The following is a 16878-nucleotide window of genomic DNA, read 5'->3' as shown; positions in this document are numbered from 1 at the left end:
ATGGAGCAATATATTGCGTATAACCTTGCTTTAGGAATTGTAAATACAAGCCCGCAACGTAAACAGGAACTTGGCCGCGCTTTTGCAGAGGTTTTAGGTTTTCAGCCCGGTCCTCTTGGTTCGGATGGCGGTATCGATGGGGTACTTTATCGAGAGGATGGAGGTTTAATCCATTTTCAAAGCAAGCTTAGTCAATTGGAACTTGATGTTGAGCACGCAAAGCTTTTGTATGCTGACATAATGTACCACCGTGCAGTGTGTAGCGTTATGCTGGCAGGTATAGGATACAAAGAAACATTTAGACAACGTTTGTTTAAACATCCGTATCTTGAACAAGTTAGCATTCATCTCTTAACTTTAGTTGATGTACTAGCAAAGACTGATACATACTATTTATCTGTAAAGGAACTGCCAAAACTCTCACTTCTGGATCGGATTGATTGGCGGCAGTTTAGATAATATTTACTCTTCCTCTTCTTGGTGCTTGCTCGTAATATCTAATAGTCTTTCGCAGTTAATATATTCTTCATGATATTCTCGCTGTTCTAGTAGCGTTTCTACTCCATCAAGATTAATCTGCATTAGAAAATTTCTCGCTTGTCTCATACCTTCAAAATTCATTCTCAACGTTTTTTTGGTTGTCGAGATTTCTAACAATCCTTCTGCCTCTAAACGATTAACTATCTCAAAATCAAATCCATTCCAAAATTCAATTCCCAAAAAATTCTCCGGACATCGTTTATTCTTAAGATTTTCAAGGTAAGAATTATATTTATCCCAACTAGAAAGGTACATAATCATTAAATATAAAGGTTTTAGAACCTGATAATTTTCCATGAAGCGTCTTAATTGGTCTTGACTTGTTTCAAACTCATCTACAAACTGGCAAGCTTGACTGTAAGCTTCATTTGGAGTTTTTGCCAACCAGGTAGCTTTTTTAAATTCGAGCGATTTAGTGCATTCTGCTACAAAAATTGATATGAGAAGTCACGATCGCCATCAACCAAGAAACTAACCCTACCCCAAAAACAGTTTATAAGCAGGATTCTGGCTTTCATCCCAATAACGATAGCCGAGAGTATCAAGAAACGCTTGCCACTCTTCCATTTCATGAGGAGGCACTTGCATTCCGACAACAATTCGCCCGTAATCTGCCCCGTTATTGCGGTAATGAAACAAGCTGATATTCCAGTCGGGACTCATAGAACTGACAAATTTCATCAATGCACCGGGACGTTCGGGAAACTCAAAACGGTAGAGTAATTCATTCTGAGCGAGGGGAGATCTCCCACCTACCATATGCCGCAAGTGCAATTTAGTGAGTTCGTCATCGGTTAAGTCAAAGGTTTTAAACCCACAACTGTTAAAAGTTGCAAGCATCTTTGCTGCATCGGCACGGTTTTCAATTTGTACGCCTACAAAAATATGTGCTTCTTCGTCATCCGCAATGCGATAATTAAATTCTGTCAGATTGCGTCTTCCAATACATTCACAAAACTTGCGGAGGCTGCCTCGTTCTTCAGGAATTGTAACGGCAAAAATAGCTTCACGGCGTTCACCTAACTCTGCCCGTTCTGCGACAAAGCGGAGACGATCGAAGTTCATGTTAGCACCGCAAGCAACAGGAATTAATGTTTGTCCCTGGATTTGTTCCCGTTCTACGTAGGCTTTAGCACCTGCGATCGCTAACGCACCTGCTGGTTCTAGAATAGATCGTGTATCCTCAAACACATCTTTAATTGCGGCACAAGTATCGTCTGTATCAACCAAAATAATGTCATCTACATACTGCTGACACAGACTAAAAGTTTCTTCACCCACTTGTCGCACTGCAACACCGTCTGCAAACAAACCCACTTGAGGTAAGCGCACCCGATGTCCGGCTTTCAGAGATTGATGCATGGCATCGGCATCAATTGGTTCAACACCAATAATTTTAATTTCCGGACGTATCCGTTTTACGTATGCTGCAATCCCAGAAATTAATCCACCCCCGCCAATTGCCACAAAAATAGCATGGATGGGTTGCTGGCATTGCCGTAAAATTTCCATTCCAATAGTACCCTGTCCTGCTATCACATAGGGATCGTCAAAAGGGTGAATAAAAGTCAGCCCTTTTTCCGTCTCTAATTGACGGGCAAAAGCATAAGCATCATCATAGGTGTCTCCATGCAACACCACTTCTCCCCCACGGGCTTTGACTGCATCTACTTTCACCTGGGGTGTGGTGACTGGCATAACGATAATAGCCTGTGTACCCAGCCTCCGCGCACCAAGGGCAACACCTTGGGCATGATTTCCGGCGGATGCAGCAATGACACCTTGTGCTAGCATATCCGGTGGCAAATTTGCCATCTTGTTATATGCACCTCGCAACTTGAAGGAAAAGACTGACTGCATATCTTCCCGCTTCAGTAAAACTTTGTTGTTTAATCTTGCGGATAGATTGGGAGCATACTCCAGTGGCGTTTCTTGGGCAACATCGTACACGCGGGCAGTCAGAATGAGTTGCAGGTAGTCGCAGAGCATGGGCGTTGATAATAGTGATAGATGCGGGCTGGGTATTAATTCTACCGCTACTTGTACCTATTCTGTAGTAATTTCTTCAAGTATTTTCTTCGTGCTCTTTGCGACGCCCGGAGCTTCAAGCCGGGGAACCCGTCTAACGCACTGGCTCGTCTTTGTGGTTAAAAAATTATTTTGGAACCGCGAAGACGCGAAGAGCGCGAAGGAAAGTTACGATTAGAGGATGTCTGAAAAGTTTCCGTCTTATGACTGCAGCGATTCTTGTTTTTTTAATTGTTGGACTAATTCTTACAGGAATTTTTATTAGCCCCTTTTTAACCAAAGTACGCAGAAACAGTATCAAACGTCGTTCTTTTCCTGCGCTTTGGAACGCTATTATGGAGAACAATCTTCCTATTTACCTCCGCCTTTCCCCTAGCGAACGAAGACGTTTGCAGGGACATATTCAAGTGTTCTTAGCAGAAAAACAATTTATTGGTTGTGGAGGGTTAGAGGTTACGCAAGAAATGAAGATAGTTATTGCTGCGATCGCTTGCTTGCTTTTGCTAAATGACAGAGGAGAATACTTTCCTAAACTTCGTTCAATTCTCATTTATCCAAGCACTTATTTAGTCAAAGAAACCACTGCAGTTAGCGATTATGTTGTTGAAGAAAGACGTGTGGCAAGATTGGGAGAATCGTGGAGTAGAGATCAAGTGGTCTTGTCTTGGGAACAGGTGAAGCTAGATACTGGGAACTGGAGAGATGGACATAACGTTGTTTTGCATGAATTTGCCCACCAGTTAGATCAAGAGGATGGTAAAGCAGAAGGCGTTCCTATTTTGCAACAAAAGTCAGATTATCCCATTTGGGCTAAGGTGATGGCAGCAGAATATCAACAACTTTGTCAAGATGTTCAACAAGGAGTCAAGACTGTCATAGATAGTTATGGTGCAACGAATCCTGCAGAATTTTTTGCCGTAGCAACTGAAACGTTTTTTGAAAAACCCCAGCAATTATTGCATCAGCACCCAGCATTATACGATCTCTTGAAACGCTACTATCACCTAAATCCCGTGCAATGGATTTAAACACCCAAAGTTTGTTTGAGCCATGCTGTTGCCTTACTAGCTGCTTCTTCCACAACCTCTGGTTGGTCGTAAAATGCAATGTGATTTTCTGTGGTCATCCAGTGTAGATTTTTCTGCTTGGTTGGGATGCTATTAAAGAAGCGACGCGCACCATCTGGAACTAAAGCGGTATCTGAGTGAATGACTAAAGTAGGAGCTTTAATATCGCGGCCTGCATTAATGGCATTAAATTGCAAGAAAGGCTCAAAGAACATCACTGCTGAACGATTGACCCAACCGGGTTGCGAACCACGGTTCGTGCCGTAATAGTCATAAGCTTCCTGACCGGGCATTGCCACGTTTTGGTTTTTTGGGTCTACATTGGTCATGTAATCAATTTGACCAGTTTTTTCATACTTAATACGAGCTTCTCTTCCCATTTTGACACGCGCTTCATAGTTATCGCCGAGCCATTGCCGCATCACTTGGGGGTCATGATAAAAACCTGCCACAGTCACAAGAGCATTAATCGATTTATCCATTGCAGCTGCTTTGGCGGAGTAACCACCACCCGAACAAACACCCAGCAAACCCACGGCATTTTGCTTCACTTCAGGTAATGCACGCAAAAATGTAACTGCATTGTGAATGTCCTGAACCTTCATTTCAGGGTTTTCAAATTGGCGGGGTAAACCTGAACTTTCACCAAAGGTACGATGGTCGAAAGTGAGGGCAACAAATCCTTCGGAGGCTAATCGACGAGCATAAACTGCGGGCACTTGTTCTTTGACGCTTGACTGAGGACCAACCACAACAACTGCTGGCTTTGCTCCTTGAGTCATAGTTGTAGGAAGATAGAGATTACCTACCACTTTTGTACCCTGACTGAGAAACTGAACTTTCCGGACAGTCATCTTGTTTGTTGTGGCAGTTTCGGTAACATTAGGCATGGGAGATTCTCCAATTTTTTGCCGTTGGGCATTGCTCATTTGGGGCAAAGTCAACAAACTAACAGAAGCCAGTGTGAGTGTTGTTAAGGCAAATTTTTTCACTGAAAGCATGGCTGTTTTTCCTAAGATTTTCTGGTTTTTGATTTTTGGATTGATGGCTCAAGTCGGCTTTGTTGTTTGCCGATAGCTAAATAATCTCAGGAGGCTGCCGGGAAAAAATTGGAAAATCTTGCTCAGTTTTTAAAGCGCTTTAGCAAAAGCTCGTGGAGTCATGCCGAAAGCACGTTTGAAGACATTTGTAAAGTGTGCTTGGTCGAAAAAACCAACGGCGATCGCAACATCTGACAGGGGCATTTGACTTGTTTTAATCAGTGCTTGTGCTCGTTCAAGTCGCAGGCGCAGGACAAATTGATGGGGTGCTATGCCTGTGGTTTTTTTGAACATGCGGGAAAAATGAAATTCAGACACTTGGGCTGCATTTGCTAATATGCTTAAGTTTAGCTCTGTTCCAAGTTGTGTCCGGGCTATTGCGATCGCATCACGCAGTTGGGTTGCAGACAATTTCCCTTTTGGGCTTAACGGCTTTTTGCCTTTGCGGCTATGACTGTTTAATAAATGCAGCGTAAAAGCAAGTGATAGTGTTTCTGCATAGAGAGGTTCACCTGGTGTGGCAAGTTCGGAAGCGAGCGCCCTTGAATAGTTGTAAGCTAGTTCATCTCCGATACAGCGTCTTTCTGCAAAGGTATCAATAGCATCCGGAGTTCGGTCTTCAAGGATGGTTTCAATGAACTCAGGCTTGATGGCAATTGCAGCCACCGTCATTTCATCTTGCCAAAAGGGAGCATTCGTCTCACCGTTAGATTGCAAGCAAAATCCTCCTGGGGGGAGGATAGCTTCATGGGTTTGCCCACCTGTTCGCCAGCCAAAACGCACCGAACTTCCCAAATTAATAATTAATCGATGACCTTCGATATAGTGTTCTGGCAGTTCCATGGGGTTCAATCGCTGGACTTCAAGAGTCAGATGAGTACGCCATCCTGCTTGAACACTTGACAGAACCACGGATTGGTCTGGTGCAGATGGAAAACGCTGCCCAGTTTTTGGATCGATTAAATTAATATTGCTGTGCAACTGCATGGTGCAGGTTTTTATTTAGGTGCTCTTTACAGCGCTTTGCATCTAAATGAAGTACACCCCCTGTCATCCCCCCTTAGCAAGGGGGGACAGAGGGGGGTAATTTTTGTACCTCACCAAGTTGAAATCTGCTGTATATTTCTTTAGCTTAATCTAAAAGAAGTGGTATCATATCGCTATCAGATAAATCTAGTCTAATGGATTTAGAAACCCCAAATCGAAATTTAAGTTTTTCAGTGTTAGGCAAGTAATTGAACTTGGACTTGCTGATAGTAATACTAGTATAGCAGTCTTATTTGACAGGTAAAAATTATTAACCGCAAAGACGCAAAGAGCGCGAAGAAACTTCATAGCTCAACAAGCAGCCAAGAGTGATAGCGTTGTGCAAGTTCCTTGAGAAAATTAAGTTCTTCACCCTCAAGGTTGTTAAATATCTCTCGGTATCTCCAACCTCGTTCGTAGCGACTCAGCATTTCCTCTGAAGTGAACTGATAAACATCCTCTATTTGCCAGCAAATTGCTTCTAAGAAAGGTAGTTCTTTGGGTTTATGTACGAGCCGCTTTTGTTACAACTTATTGAGGATGACTATATATTTTTAGGTATTGAAACAATTTACCAAGTTTAGAAAAATTATATATCTTTAGACATAAAGAAGCTAAACACAAAATAAAAACAGAAAATTTATTCTGGTTTTAGGTCTAAAATATTTAAGATATCTAACATTTTTGACAAAATGGCAAATTAGTTACCGACTGCTTCCTAAAAAAATAGCACTATTCTAACAACCAATAATATCCTAAATATACAGTACGTCCTGCTTGCGAGCTAGATGAAAAGCACTCAATTGCTATAAGTTCTGTATAAAATAAAACATAAATAGACCTGTGTTTACCCATGCTTATCTCTGCCGAAACCTACATTCCCTTTCCACGTCCGCTGGTTTATGCTACGTACCGCGACAAGCTTGTCGAACTTGTACCCTACTTACCCAATGTGCGACACATTGAAGTCAAATCGCGTACTGAGAAGGGCGATCGCATTGACTTTGTGAACGAGTGGCATGGCGGCGGTGAGATTCCAGCCGTGGCGCGTGCCGTACTAAGTGAGACAATGCTCTCGTGGACTGATATCGCTACCTGGAACGAGTCCGAATTCACTGCCAAGTGGTATATCAAGACACACGCTTTCACCGAAGCAGTCCGTTGTGCTGGTGTTCACTACTTTAAAGAAGCCGATCGCGGTACTCTAATTGAAACCCGTGGGGAGATCGTCATCGATACCAAGCAGATTAAGGGGATTCCTCAGATGCTTGCAGGGATGGTAGGGCACACGGTTGAGGATTTCCTAAGCAAGAATATCAGACCGAACATACTACAGGTAAGCAAGGGTGTTCATCACTACCTAGAGAAAAGTCAAAAAGTTGACAATTAACACACATTAGAGCGCATTCTAATTTGATATAAAGAATTTTTTCAAATTTCTTTGACTCTACTTAATGGTAGTAGTACCGTTTTCAGATGAAGATGCATAGAAAAAACTCCACCATCTGTGGTATTTCTCCTTACCCCCCTTAATCCCCCCTTATAAAGGGGGGAAATTAGATTTCCAGTTCCCTCCCCTTTTACAAGGGGAGGGTTAGGGTGGGGTAAATTTAAGAATAAAACTTTGGTTGATTAACTATAACGCTAAATCAAATATTGGTTGAACTGAATGGGGTTATGACTGCGGTTAACAGCATTGTGGCTCCTGCGACAACAAACATAAGTGTGAGATTGATGTCCATCAGAAATCCTGAAGCTGCTTGTGAAAACGGATCGAGAGCAACAGCGGTAAAGGTTAGTAAGCCCATCATTCTTCCTTGCATTTCAGCAACAGTTTGTTCTTGGAGCCAGCCGATCGCAATTACGCTGACAAACCCGCCGCCTAATCCCATGAGCGCAATCAAGCCATACGCCATCCACGCTTGCTGCACAAATCCCAGTCCCGTAGTTCCAATACCCAAACCATAAGCTAGTAGCACCAATGTCATTCGAGGAGTTTTTACAGAGTTAATTTGACTCGCCGCAAGCACACCCAGAAATGCACCAACTCCGAAAGCTGCTTGTATATAGCCATACGTGGTTGCACTTCCCCCAAATCGAAGTTCAACAAGTTTCGCTACACCCACTACTAAAGGTCCTAAGGTGGCAAGATTTAACATGGCAGTAATTAATAGGCTGATGCGGATGGGAGGATTCTTCCAGGCATAGCGTATTCCTTCTGCAATTTCACCTAATAGCTGTTGAATGGAAGGAGTCGTTGATGAATTTTGTACATTCTTAGGTTGGCGGATGAAGTAGAGAAATAGTCCTCCCAAGGCGAACAGTACGGTGTTAATGGTGAACGCTATCGGCAATCCAAAAGTACCAATGGCAAGCCCTGCAGCCGCAGATCCGATTACGTTGGTAATTTGCTCTCCGCCCTGCATCAAGGCATTGGCTTTCATCAACAAAGACTTGTCAATCAGTCGTGGTAATGCTGAAAGCGTTGCTGGATACAAGAAGGCGTCTGATATACCAAATACTCCTGCAACAATAATCAGGTATTGAAATTGGATGGTATCGTACCATAATAGAGCAGCGACAGTGCCAACGAGAATTGTGTTAGTGATGGCAGAGAATGTAGCAATTCGATAGGGTGATAAGCGATCGCTCAAGGCTCCCCCAACTAATGTAAGTAATGCCCGTGGAACTGCTGCTGCTAGTAAGACAGTCCCGATTGCCACTCCCGATCCAGTTTTCTGCAATACAAGCCAAGTCAATGCCACAACCCAGAACTGTACAGCACAGAGAATAAGTGATTGTCCCAGCCAGAGCAGACGAAAGTTGGGGATTTGTAATGGATGCTTCGCCATCTGTTCCTCATCAATGAAATCGGAAACACTTTTTTTAATCGAATGTTCGTTATAAAATGATGCAGCAGTTAAGAGAAATATTTGGCTGCTGCATCACTTCTACTCCTCACCTCCTAACAATTGGAAGGGAATTTTCGTGAAATAGCCTTTTCGAGCCGATTCACTAGAACAGAACTGGTAGTGCTTTCAAGCCATGCACATCTTGAGAAGAAACAAACTCTAACACTGCACCCGGTTCGATTCGCAAATTTGGTAGCCGCTCCATGACTGCCTGCAACCCGATTGTGGCTTCCAGCCGAGCGAGAGGCGCTCCCAAGCAAAAGTGAATGCCATTGCCAAAAGCAACATGTTCATTTGGTTGACGGTCAATTGCAAACTCATCCGCCCGCTCAAACTGCTGTTCATCCCGGTTTGCCGATCCCAGGCAGACTAGAATCAGTTGTCCTGCTCGAATCGTTTGGTTACCAATTTGGGTTTCAACTTTCGTGAAGCGAGGAATGATTTGGGCAGGTGAGCGGTAGCGCAGAACCTCTTCAATTGCCAAGGGTAGCAAGGCTCGTTCATTCTTTAGTCGCTCATACGCTTTTGGGTACTCATGGAAACAGACGATCGCATTTGCCAGCAGGTTTGTCGTAGTTTCATTACCAGCTACCAGCAGCACCATGCAGAAATCCACAAGTTCTTGAGCGGAGAGCTTTTCGCTTCCCTCATGAGCCGCAATTAGATCGCTGACCAAATCGTTACCGGGCTTACCCCGTCGTTGCTCTAACAGATGGCGGAAGTAATCACCCATTGCCCGATACGCAGAGAGATCTTCTGCGACAATACCGTCTGACCAGTGCTTGAAATCCTCACGCTCTTCAACGGGAATGCCTAGAATCTCAGCAATGACGATTACAGGTAAGGGTGTGCTGAAATCATGAATAAAGTCCATCCGCCCTTGTCCTTGTACGCGATCGATGAGTTCATGGGTAATCTCAGTCATCCGTGGTGCAAGTAACTCGACACGCCGCTGTGTGAACACTTGCGCTACCAACGTGCGGAGCGATCGATGTTTGGGTGGATCGGTAAAGTTGAGGCTTTGGGTGAAGTCAGTCTGTTCAGGGGGATGCGGAACTTTGGACGAGAATGTGTGCCAATCGCTAAGTACATGCTTGACATCCTGGTAACTGAATATCACCCAACTTTCGCGAGTAGGATCGTAAAAGACGGGAGATTCGCGACGCATCTTGGCATACCAAGGAAAGGGGTTGCCGAAGAGTTGGGAGTTTTGCTTTTTGTCGATCGACTGTTGATTCAATTGCATTTTGTATCTCCTAGAATCTAAACATCAAGAAAATTCACAGGTCAAATTAACCGGATGAATGTTGCATCAAGCAGACGTTCATCGGTTGTGCAAACACGCAAATGAAACAAAATCTCGTTACATCAATCGTGTTCTTGTGCCATCGCTAACAGCGCATCCACAACTTGAGTTCGTAATGGCTCATCAAGTGTCCCTAACCGGAAAGTCTCAGCAAACCACAATCCATCGATCGCTAACTGAATGATAGTTGCCCGTACAGGGTCAATTCCACTCGTTTCCAGTTTTTGCCGCCAGCGTTGTTCATAAGCCTGAACGGGTTGTAGCAACTCTGGATTCGTGGCGACTACTGTAGATAAACTCGCAACTAAAGCAAGCGATTGCTGATGCGATCGCAGGGTTGCTCGTACATACGCTCTGACCCACTGACCGGGTGTACCAGGGTCTGCATCACGATCGAACTCCTCTTGCAAAATAGTTTCAAAATCAAGCACCAATTGTTCGATTAAGCCTGCAATTAATGCATCCTTGTTGGGGAAGTGATAAAGTAGCCCCCCTTTGCTGACTCCAGCTTGCTGAGCTACTGCATCCAGAGTTAATGCTTCCACGCTCTTATCCAGAACAACTTGACTGGCGGCTTGTAGGAGAGCATGACGAGTTGCTGAGCGTGCTTTTGACTTCTTAGTACCAATCATAGGAACAGAGGTTGTTCTCAAAGCGGTTAGGAAGTAGCACATTACCTAGTCGCTGAACTATACCGTCTAGGCGGTGTACTAACCATAAGATTACTATACCGTCTAGACGGTTTTTAATCAAGAGGTAATTCTCTATCTTTGGGAGGATAGTTAATCATCCTCCTTGCCAAACAGTTCTAACAACCCCACTGTACCTACGAAAAAAGTATAAGTGCCATATTGTATTGGCATTTTGTTTCTTGAAGGTGCGTAAAAAGCTGCAATAATTCCTTCAACGAAATGGATCGTAACGGCAAAACGCTCAACCCAAAAAACGGGAGTAAGCGTCTCTGGGACCTGGCTGTTCGTGAGTTGTGCATAAAGATTCCACAATTCCAATCCCATTGCACTTACCATAAGAATTATGGATATAACTTTTATAAGAGTAGAGAATTTGTTCCTGACAGACTTGAAATCCATGTGATTAGGGTGAGATACTGTGTCAATCAATCAGAACTCTATCAGACAACTTGTACTCAAGTTTATAATTCGCCTCCTAATTGGAGAAGACAAACTCCGTTTTTACGAAACTGTAGATTGGCAATCCCAGAGCGATCGCTTCCGAAAAACCAACCTAATTTATCCACAATATTACAGCAGTCAGAATTTTCATGGTATTGAAGGTGGTTACCTTAATTGTGTAGCAGCTATAACTTATGATATTGTCACGGCATTTGCTTCGCCACCTAACGAGATTCGGATTCGCAAGCAGTTAATAGCTGCAATTAAGTCTCAGCCAACAAGGATTCTCGATCTTGGATGCGGTACGGGTTCCAGCACGTTGATGCTAAAGCAAAATTTTCCGCAAGCAGAAGTCATAGGATTGGATTTGTCGCCATATATGCTAGTTGTAGCAGATTACAAAGCGCAGCAAGCGGCAGTAAACATACAATGGCTGCATGGACTTGCCGAAACTACCAATTTAGAAGAAGCTTCTTTTGATTTAGTGACAGCATCCTTTTTATTACACGAAACGCCACCCAATATTTCTCAGCTAATTTTACAAGAGTGTTTCCGCTTAATTAAACCGGGCGGACAATTGATTATTTTAGATGGAAATCAAAAACGGTTACGTCATGCGGGATGGTTAATCAGAATTTTTCAAGAACCTTATTCAAAAGTTTATGCGGCAGGGAGCGTAGATGATTGGATGAAGGCAGCTCAATTTGAAAATGTAGAAACAAAATACATTGGTTGGATTAACCAGGTAACATCTGGTGTTAACAGGGTCAGCCCATCTAATTTAGTATAATTTGAGCTTGGTATATCAAAAGGTTTACCGTTAAGAGTGGGCAACCATTCCAACACCACTATACTTTGTTCGCAACCAGTCTTTTTGATAGTTCAAAACTGTACTTAAGTATAGGTACAAAGTACAGGAGATTGTCTTATATTGATATTAAAACACAGCGAGTATCTATATACTATTCAAAATAGAGCTTAATATTTTTCTTAAAAATAAAAACTAATGTGTAAAAGAGTACGAACCTTCCTATTAGTGAATTTTAAGTCAGACAGCTGATAAAACTGGAACCAAAAGAATAGCGATTTGCTTGGCAGAAAGCAGTGGAAGAGGCTAGCAGAAAAATACTGTCTGCTAAAAAAATAGTGATGGGTAAGTGAACTAACTTAGAGTGGTGGTATATGGAAGTATGGGTAAATTTGGAATTTGGCGATGGTAACTTTGAGCGCGGGTTTAGTAAAATCAATCTTAAGGTAACGTTAGCAAATGCAGAGTGTAATCTCACACAACTAGAACTGCAATTATCTCCAGATGAGGAAATTCCAGTTTTTTATCAACGTTGGAAAGAGCAATACTACTCGTTACTGAGCCATTCTAGAGGCAAGTTTAAAAATAGCCAAGTCACTCATGTATCCAAAACTGATTGTCATCATTCAGTTGAGCGTTTACGCCATCAACTTCATCAGTGGCTTCACCCTATTGAGTTAGAATTAAAGCAAGCACTGCCACAAAATCCCCAGCAAGAAATTCGTTTGGTTGTTCATACTGAGAAAATTGCATCACACACAACTAAGGACATCTTACATCGACTCCCTTGGCAAGAATGGGATTTTTTGGCTCAAAAGTTTTCTTGTGAAGCGGCTGTCTGTTTTCAATCTTGTATTGCCAGTCCTGCCGCATTTGAGGAATCATCAATTGCTGGTAAAATTAGAAGAGCTAGGATTCTCAGTATTTTTGGAGATAGTACAAATATTGACACCAGTACAGATAAAGAATTGCTCCAAAAATTACAGAAACGAGCAGCAGAACTCATCTTTCTTACTGAACCAAATCGTTCAGATTTTAACGCTCTTTGGGAAGAACCTTGCGACATTCTGTTTTTTGCAGGTCATAGCGAAACTCAAGATGATGGTCAAAAAGGTGTCATCAATATTAATCCCAAAGATAGTTTAAGTTTAGAAGAAATCAAAAGAACCCTGAGAGCAGCAATTAACAAAGGTTTAAAATTAGCCATATTCAATTCTTGTAATGGTCTGGGTTTAGCAAAACAATTGGCAGACTTAAATCTTCCCTACATCATTGTCTGGCGCGAAGAAGTACCAGATAAATTAGCACAAAAATTTCTCCAATATTTTTTAAGTTCTTTTTCCCAAGGGGAATCTTTATTTAATTCAGTCCGACAAGCCAGAGATAAGCTCTGTGAACTTGCAGATGACAAAGATATTGCCAAGCAGTTACCGGGGGTTAGCTGGTTGCCAATTATCTGTCAAAATACCACTCTCGCTCCACCGAGTTGGGAAGATTTGGGAGGAATTTCTGGCGAACTTCCTGAGTGTCCTTATCAAGGTTTATCTGCATTTCGCCAGGAAAACGCAGATTTCTTTTTTGGTAGGGAGAAGTTTATTGGTAAGTTAGTGGAAGCTGTTAACAGCAACTCGTTAGTTCCTGTAGTTGGTGCTTCTGGGAGTGGAAAGTCTTCTGTGGTGTTTGCAGGGTTGATTCCTCGTTTAGAAGCTACTGGGAATGTAGAAATAATCAGTTTTCGTCCGGGAAAAAATCCTTTTGATGCTTTGGCTGTAGCATTGAGTAAATATTACCAGACTCTGGTAAAAATACAAACAAAAGCATCAGGAGAACAGAACAGCTCTTTAGCGGAACTAGAATCTGAGGTTAACTTGCGACGTGATGAAACAGTATTACATTATTGTATCGAAAATATTATTAGTTCCTCAGGATATCGGCGTTTGGTGTTAGTAGCAGACCAGTTTGAAGAACTTTACACTCTTGCTACTCAGGAAGAACGCCACAGTTTTTTAAAGTCATTGCTTTTAGCTGTAAGATATGCTCAAACGTTTACGCTGGTATTGACGTTGCGAGCAGATTTTTTGGGAATTGTGCTTGACGATCGCTCCATGGGAAAGGCTTTGCAGCAATACTCCCCATTGTTACTGACTCTAATGGATTCTGAGGAATTGCGAGATGCGATTGAAAAACCAGCTTTAAAAATGAAGGTGGAACTGGAGGAGGGGTTAACAAGTAAACTCATTAATGATGTGGGCAATCACCCTGGTCGTTTACCAATGCTGGAGTTTGCCTTAACTCAACTCTGGTCGAAACAGAATAATTGGTATTTGACTCACAAGGCTTATGAAGAAATTGGCGGTTTAGAAAAAGCTTTAGCAAAATATGCTTCGTTTGTCTTAAATCCGCTATCTGCTGTGGAGAAACAACAAGCTGAACAGGTATTTATTCAGTTAGTGCATCCTGGGGAAGGAACGGAAGACACCAAACGTGTGGCAACTCGCGCTGAGGTGGGGGAAGAAAATTGGGATTTAGTCCAACGCTTGGCTGATGCGCGTTTAGTGGTGACTGGGTGGGATGAAACTGAGAAAATAGAAACAGTAGAAATTGTTCATGAAGCATTAATTCGGGAATGGGGCACTCTGCGAAAGTGGATAACAACTAACCGTGAGTTTCGGATTTGGCAAGAAAGGTTCAAGCAAGATGTACGTGACTGGGAAAATAGTCATCAAAATCCACAAGCCTTGTTGCAAGGAACGCGGCTAGCCGTAGCAGAAGATTGGTACAAACAACGGGGAGATGAACTAACACCACGAGCGCGAGATTTTATTACCGCTAGCATCAAAAGGCAGAAACAAGAGCAGCAAAAACAGAGGCAGAGACGACAGCTAATTACTTTTGGGCTGACTGGTGGTTCGCTAGTAGCCTTGATGCTAGCTGGGGGAGCTTGGTGGCAATGGCAGAATTCAGCCCAAAGTGAAGTCAAAGCTATTAGCGAATCATCAGCAGCGCTATTTGCCTCAAATCAAAAGTTGGATGCGCTTATAGAAGCAATCAGGGCGAGGCGAAAACTGCAAAAGTTAGGTATGGTGGACGCAAAAACTCAGAATCAGGTTGAATTAGTACTCCGGCGGGCAGTTTATGGGGCGGTAGAGTACAACCGCTTGTTAGGGCACAACAGTGAAGTTAAAAGCTCAGCTTTTAGCCCAGATGGCAACATAATTGCTTCAACAAGTGATGACTATAGCGTCAAACTGTGGAGCAAAGAGGGTATGTTGCTGACAACCCTACAGGGGCACAAGGGTACGGTTTACAAAGTTGCTTTCAGCCCGGACGGTGAGACTCTAGCTTCAGCAAGTGCAGACAAGACTATTAAACTATGGAAGCGGGACGGCACGGCGATCGCTACTCTTAAGGAACATGAGGCTGGGGTTTTAGATGTTGCTTTTAGCCCTGACGGCAACATAATTGCTTCAACAAGTGATGACAGTAGTGTGAAACTCTGGAAAGTGTCGGGGAGGATACCTACCTTATTAGCTACCTTTAAGGGACATGGAACTTCGGTTCAGGCAGTTGCTTTTAGCCCCGACGGGAATACCATCGCCTCGGCTAGTGGGGACAGCACTATCAAACTATGGAATAAGAACGGCGCGCTGTTGACCACGCTCGCTCGGCATAAAAGTGTAGTTTGGGATGTTGCTTTCAGCCCTGACGGTAAGACTCTTGCCTCGGCTAGTGGAGACACCACTGTTAAACTGTGGAACAAGGATGGCACGTTGCTAAAAACTCTGGAGGGACATCAAGCTCCCGTTTCGGGAGTTGCTTTCAGCCCTGACGGGAAAACTCTAGCTTCGGTAAGTTGGGATAACACTCTCAAGCTCTGGAACAAAGACGGCAGTTTGTTGACTACGCTTAATGGACATAGCGATCGGATTTGGGGAGTCACTTTTAGTCCTGATGGCAAAACTTTAGCCTCGGTTGGAGACAAGACTATCAAACTTTGGAAACTAAATAGTGCTTTGCTAACGACTTTCAGAGGTCATACTGCTCCGGTTATCGGAGTTGCAATCAGTCCTGATGGTAAGGTAGTTGCCTCAGGAAGTGACGATGGAACTTTAAAACTCTGGAAGCAGGATGGTATTTTACCTGTGACGCTCGATAGTAAAATTGCAGTTTATGGAGTCGTTTTCAGTCCCGACGGTAGTGCGATCGCATCGGTGGGCTTGGACAACACAGTCAAACTGTGGAACAAAGATGGCACTTTGCTAAATACTCTTAAGGGACACAAAACTGGTAATTGGGGAGTTGCAATCAGCCCCGACGGGAAGACTATCGCTTCGGCGGGTTGGGACAGCACTGTAAAACTATGGAACAAAAACGGTACCTTGTTGAAAACTCTTGAGGGGCATCTACAACCGATTTGGGATGTTGCTTTTAGCCCTGACGGTGAGATGATTTCCTCGGTCAGTGCAGACAATACGGTGAAACTGTGGAACAAAAACGGCACTTTGCTGAAAACGCTTGAGGGGCACAAAGCAGGGGTTTGGGGACTTGCAATCAGCCCCTGCGGCAATATAATTGCTTCTGCAAGTGACGACAAGACGGTCAAACTCTGGAAGCGAGACGGTACTTTACTGACCACTCTTGAAGGACATGGGGCTACGGTTTTTGAAGTGGCTTTCAGTCCCGATGGCAAGATGATTGCTTCAGCAAGTGCAGACAAAACCGTCAAAGTGTGGAAAGTGGAGACAGGCAAGTTGCCTGTTTTACTGGCTACTCTTAATGGACACAGTGGTAAGGTTTGGGGAGTTGCTTTCAGTCCTGACAGTAAAAAGCTCGCCTCAGCAAGTGAGGACAAGACAGTGATTCTGTGGAATTTGGATCGAGTTGTCGATCTAGATAAGGTAATGGCATATGGTTGCGATTGGGTGCGCGATTATCTGGAAACTAACCCCAATATTAGTGAGAGCGATCGCACTCTCTGTAACGGTATCGGAATTCAAAAATGAGTTTCAATTCCCCGA

14 protein-coding genes are annotated in these 16878 nt (G+C 43.3%); 5 read left to right on the top strand and 9 right to left on the bottom strand.

What is annotated here, in order from left to right; all coding sequences use genetic code 11:
• Positions 1–459, top strand: coding sequence for a restriction endonuclease (locus F7734_RS10645; protein WP_155744641.1), 459 nt, complete (start codon positions 1–3; stop codon positions 457–459).
• A 3-nt stretch (positions 460–462) separates the two neighbouring features.
• Here F7734_RS10645 and F7734_RS10640 read toward each other — a convergent pair whose 3' ends face one another.
• Together F7734_RS10640 and ilvA are read right to left on the bottom strand one after the other, a co-directional pair.
• Positions 463–924: a hypothetical protein gene (locus tag F7734_RS10640; RefSeq protein WP_155744640.1), complete on the bottom strand. Its 462-nt coding sequence runs from the start codon at positions 922–924 to the stop codon at positions 463–465.
• 93 nt (positions 925–1017) lie between these two features.
• Positions 1018–2529: a threonine ammonia-lyase, biosynthetic gene (gene ilvA / locus F7734_RS10635; protein WP_155744639.1), complete on the bottom strand. Its 1512-nt coding sequence runs from the start codon at positions 2527–2529 to the stop codon at positions 1018–1020.
• Positions 2530–2771: 242 nt separating this feature from the next.
• On the opposite strand from ilvA, the gene F7734_RS10630 reads away from it, so the two are divergent.
• Positions 2772–3596: a M90 family metallopeptidase gene (locus tag F7734_RS10630; RefSeq protein WP_155744638.1), complete on the top strand. Its 825-nt coding sequence runs from the start codon at positions 2772–2774 to the stop codon at positions 3594–3596.
• Here F7734_RS10630 and F7734_RS10625 read toward each other — a convergent pair.
• The 3 genes from F7734_RS10625 to F7734_RS65195 form a co-directional block, all read right to left on the bottom strand.
• Complete coding sequence (locus tag F7734_RS10625; RefSeq protein WP_155744637.1) at positions 3593–4636, bottom strand: alpha/beta hydrolase; 1044 nt, start codon at positions 4634–4636, stop codon at positions 3593–3595. The two genes, F7734_RS10630 and F7734_RS10625, sit on opposite strands and share 4 nt — an antisense overlap.
• Positions 4637–4765: 129 nt before the next feature.
• A complete protein-coding gene (locus F7734_RS10620) occupies positions 4766–5662 on the bottom strand; it encodes a helix-turn-helix transcriptional regulator (protein ID WP_155744636.1) in 897 nt (298 codons plus the stop codon).
• A gap of 344 nt (positions 5663–6006) precedes the next feature.
• The gene (locus tag F7734_RS65195; RefSeq protein ID WP_279239692.1) at positions 6007–6132 is read right to left on the bottom strand and encodes a hypothetical protein; all 126 of its coding nucleotides are present in this window, start codon (positions 6130–6132) and stop codon (positions 6007–6009) included.
• Between the two features lie 422 nt (positions 6133–6554).
• Here F7734_RS65195 and F7734_RS10610 point away from each other — a divergent pair, with 422 nt between their 5' ends.
• Positions 6555–7091 (top strand): hypothetical protein, encoded by a 537-nt coding sequence (locus F7734_RS10610; RefSeq protein WP_155744635.1) that lies wholly within the window; start codon positions 6555–6557, stop codon positions 7089–7091.
• A gap of 259 nt (positions 7092–7350) precedes the next feature.
• Here the strand turns inward: F7734_RS10610 and F7734_RS10605 are convergent, their stop codons facing one another.
• The 4 genes from F7734_RS10605 to F7734_RS10590 form a co-directional block, all read right to left on the bottom strand.
• Positions 7351–8553 carry an MFS transporter gene (locus tag F7734_RS10605; RefSeq protein ID WP_155744634.1) on the bottom strand — a complete coding sequence of 401 codons (1203 nt, stop codon included), beginning with the start codon at positions 8551–8553 and terminating at the stop codon, positions 7351–7353.
• Positions 8554–8716: 163 nt separating this feature from the next.
• On the bottom strand, positions 8717–9859 hold the full coding sequence (locus tag F7734_RS10600; protein ID WP_155744633.1) for a cytochrome P450: 1143 nt from the start codon (positions 9857–9859) through the stop codon (positions 8717–8719).
• A gap of 122 nt (positions 9860–9981) precedes the next feature.
• Complete coding sequence (locus F7734_RS10595) at positions 9982–10551, bottom strand: TetR family transcriptional regulator (RefSeq protein ID WP_166481836.1); 570 nt, start codon at positions 10549–10551, stop codon at positions 9982–9984.
• A gap of 150 nt (positions 10552–10701) precedes the next feature.
• Complete coding sequence (locus tag F7734_RS10590; protein WP_347566160.1) at positions 10702–10947, bottom strand: hypothetical protein; 246 nt, start codon at positions 10945–10947, stop codon at positions 10702–10704.
• 82 nt (positions 10948–11029) lie between these two features.
• Here F7734_RS10590 and F7734_RS10585 point away from each other — a divergent pair, with 82 nt between their 5' ends.
• On the top strand, positions 11030–11842 hold the full coding sequence (locus F7734_RS10585) for a methyltransferase domain-containing protein (protein WP_347566159.1): 813 nt from the start codon (positions 11030–11032) through the stop codon (positions 11840–11842).
• Positions 11843–12234: 392 nt separating this feature from the next.
• Positions 12235–16863, top strand: coding sequence for a CHAT domain-containing protein (locus F7734_RS10580; RefSeq protein WP_155744630.1), 4629 nt, complete (start codon positions 12235–12237; stop codon positions 16861–16863).
• Positions 16864–16878: the final 15 nt, after the last annotated feature.

It is taken from the genome of Scytonema sp. UIC 10036 (assembly GCF_009725235.1).
The sequence above is the reverse complement of the archived record's forward strand: the minus strand, read 5'-3'. Positions and strand labels throughout refer to the sequence as shown.

What these genes read in the sequence shown, in the direction of transcription:
- F7734_RS10645 (WP_155744641.1), top strand. Translation starts at nt 1, where the DNA reads ATGGAGCAATATATTGCGTATAACCTTGCTTTAGGAATTGTAAATACA.
- ilvA (WP_155744639.1), bottom strand. Translation starts at nt 2,529, where the DNA reads ATGCTCTGCGACTACCTGCAACTCATTCTGACTGCCCGCGTGTACGAT.
- F7734_RS10630 (WP_155744638.1), top strand. Translation starts at nt 2,772, where the DNA reads ATGACTGCAGCGATTCTTGTTTTTTTAATTGTTGGACTAATTCTTACA.
- F7734_RS10625 (WP_155744637.1), bottom strand. Translation starts at nt 4,636, where the DNA reads ATGCTTTCAGTGAAAAAATTTGCCTTAACAACACTCACACTGGCTTCT.
- F7734_RS10620 (WP_155744636.1), bottom strand. Translation starts at nt 5,662, where the DNA reads ATGCAGTTGCACAGCAATATTAATTTAATCGATCCAAAAACTGGGCAG.
- F7734_RS65195 (WP_279239692.1), bottom strand. Translation starts at nt 6,132, where the DNA reads ATGCTGAGTCGCTACGAACGAGGTTGGAGATACCGAGAGATATTTAAC.
- F7734_RS10610 (WP_155744635.1), top strand. Translation starts at nt 6,555, where the DNA reads ATGCTTATCTCTGCCGAAACCTACATTCCCTTTCCACGTCCGCTGGTT.
- F7734_RS10605 (WP_155744634.1), bottom strand. Translation starts at nt 8,553, where the DNA reads ATGGCGAAGCATCCATTACAAATCCCCAACTTTCGTCTGCTCTGGCTG.
- F7734_RS10600 (WP_155744633.1), bottom strand. Translation starts at nt 9,859, where the DNA reads ATGCAATTGAATCAACAGTCGATCGACAAAAAGCAAAACTCCCAACTC.
- F7734_RS10595 (WP_166481836.1), bottom strand. Translation starts at nt 10,551, where the DNA reads ATGATTGGTACTAAGAAGTCAAAAGCACGCTCAGCAACTCGTCATGCT.
- F7734_RS10590 (WP_347566160.1), bottom strand. Translation starts at nt 10,947, where the DNA reads ATGGTAAGTGCAATGGGATTGGAATTGTGGAATCTTTATGCACAACTC.
- F7734_RS10580 (WP_155744630.1), top strand. Translation starts at nt 12,235, where the DNA reads ATGGAAGTATGGGTAAATTTGGAATTTGGCGATGGTAACTTTGAGCGC.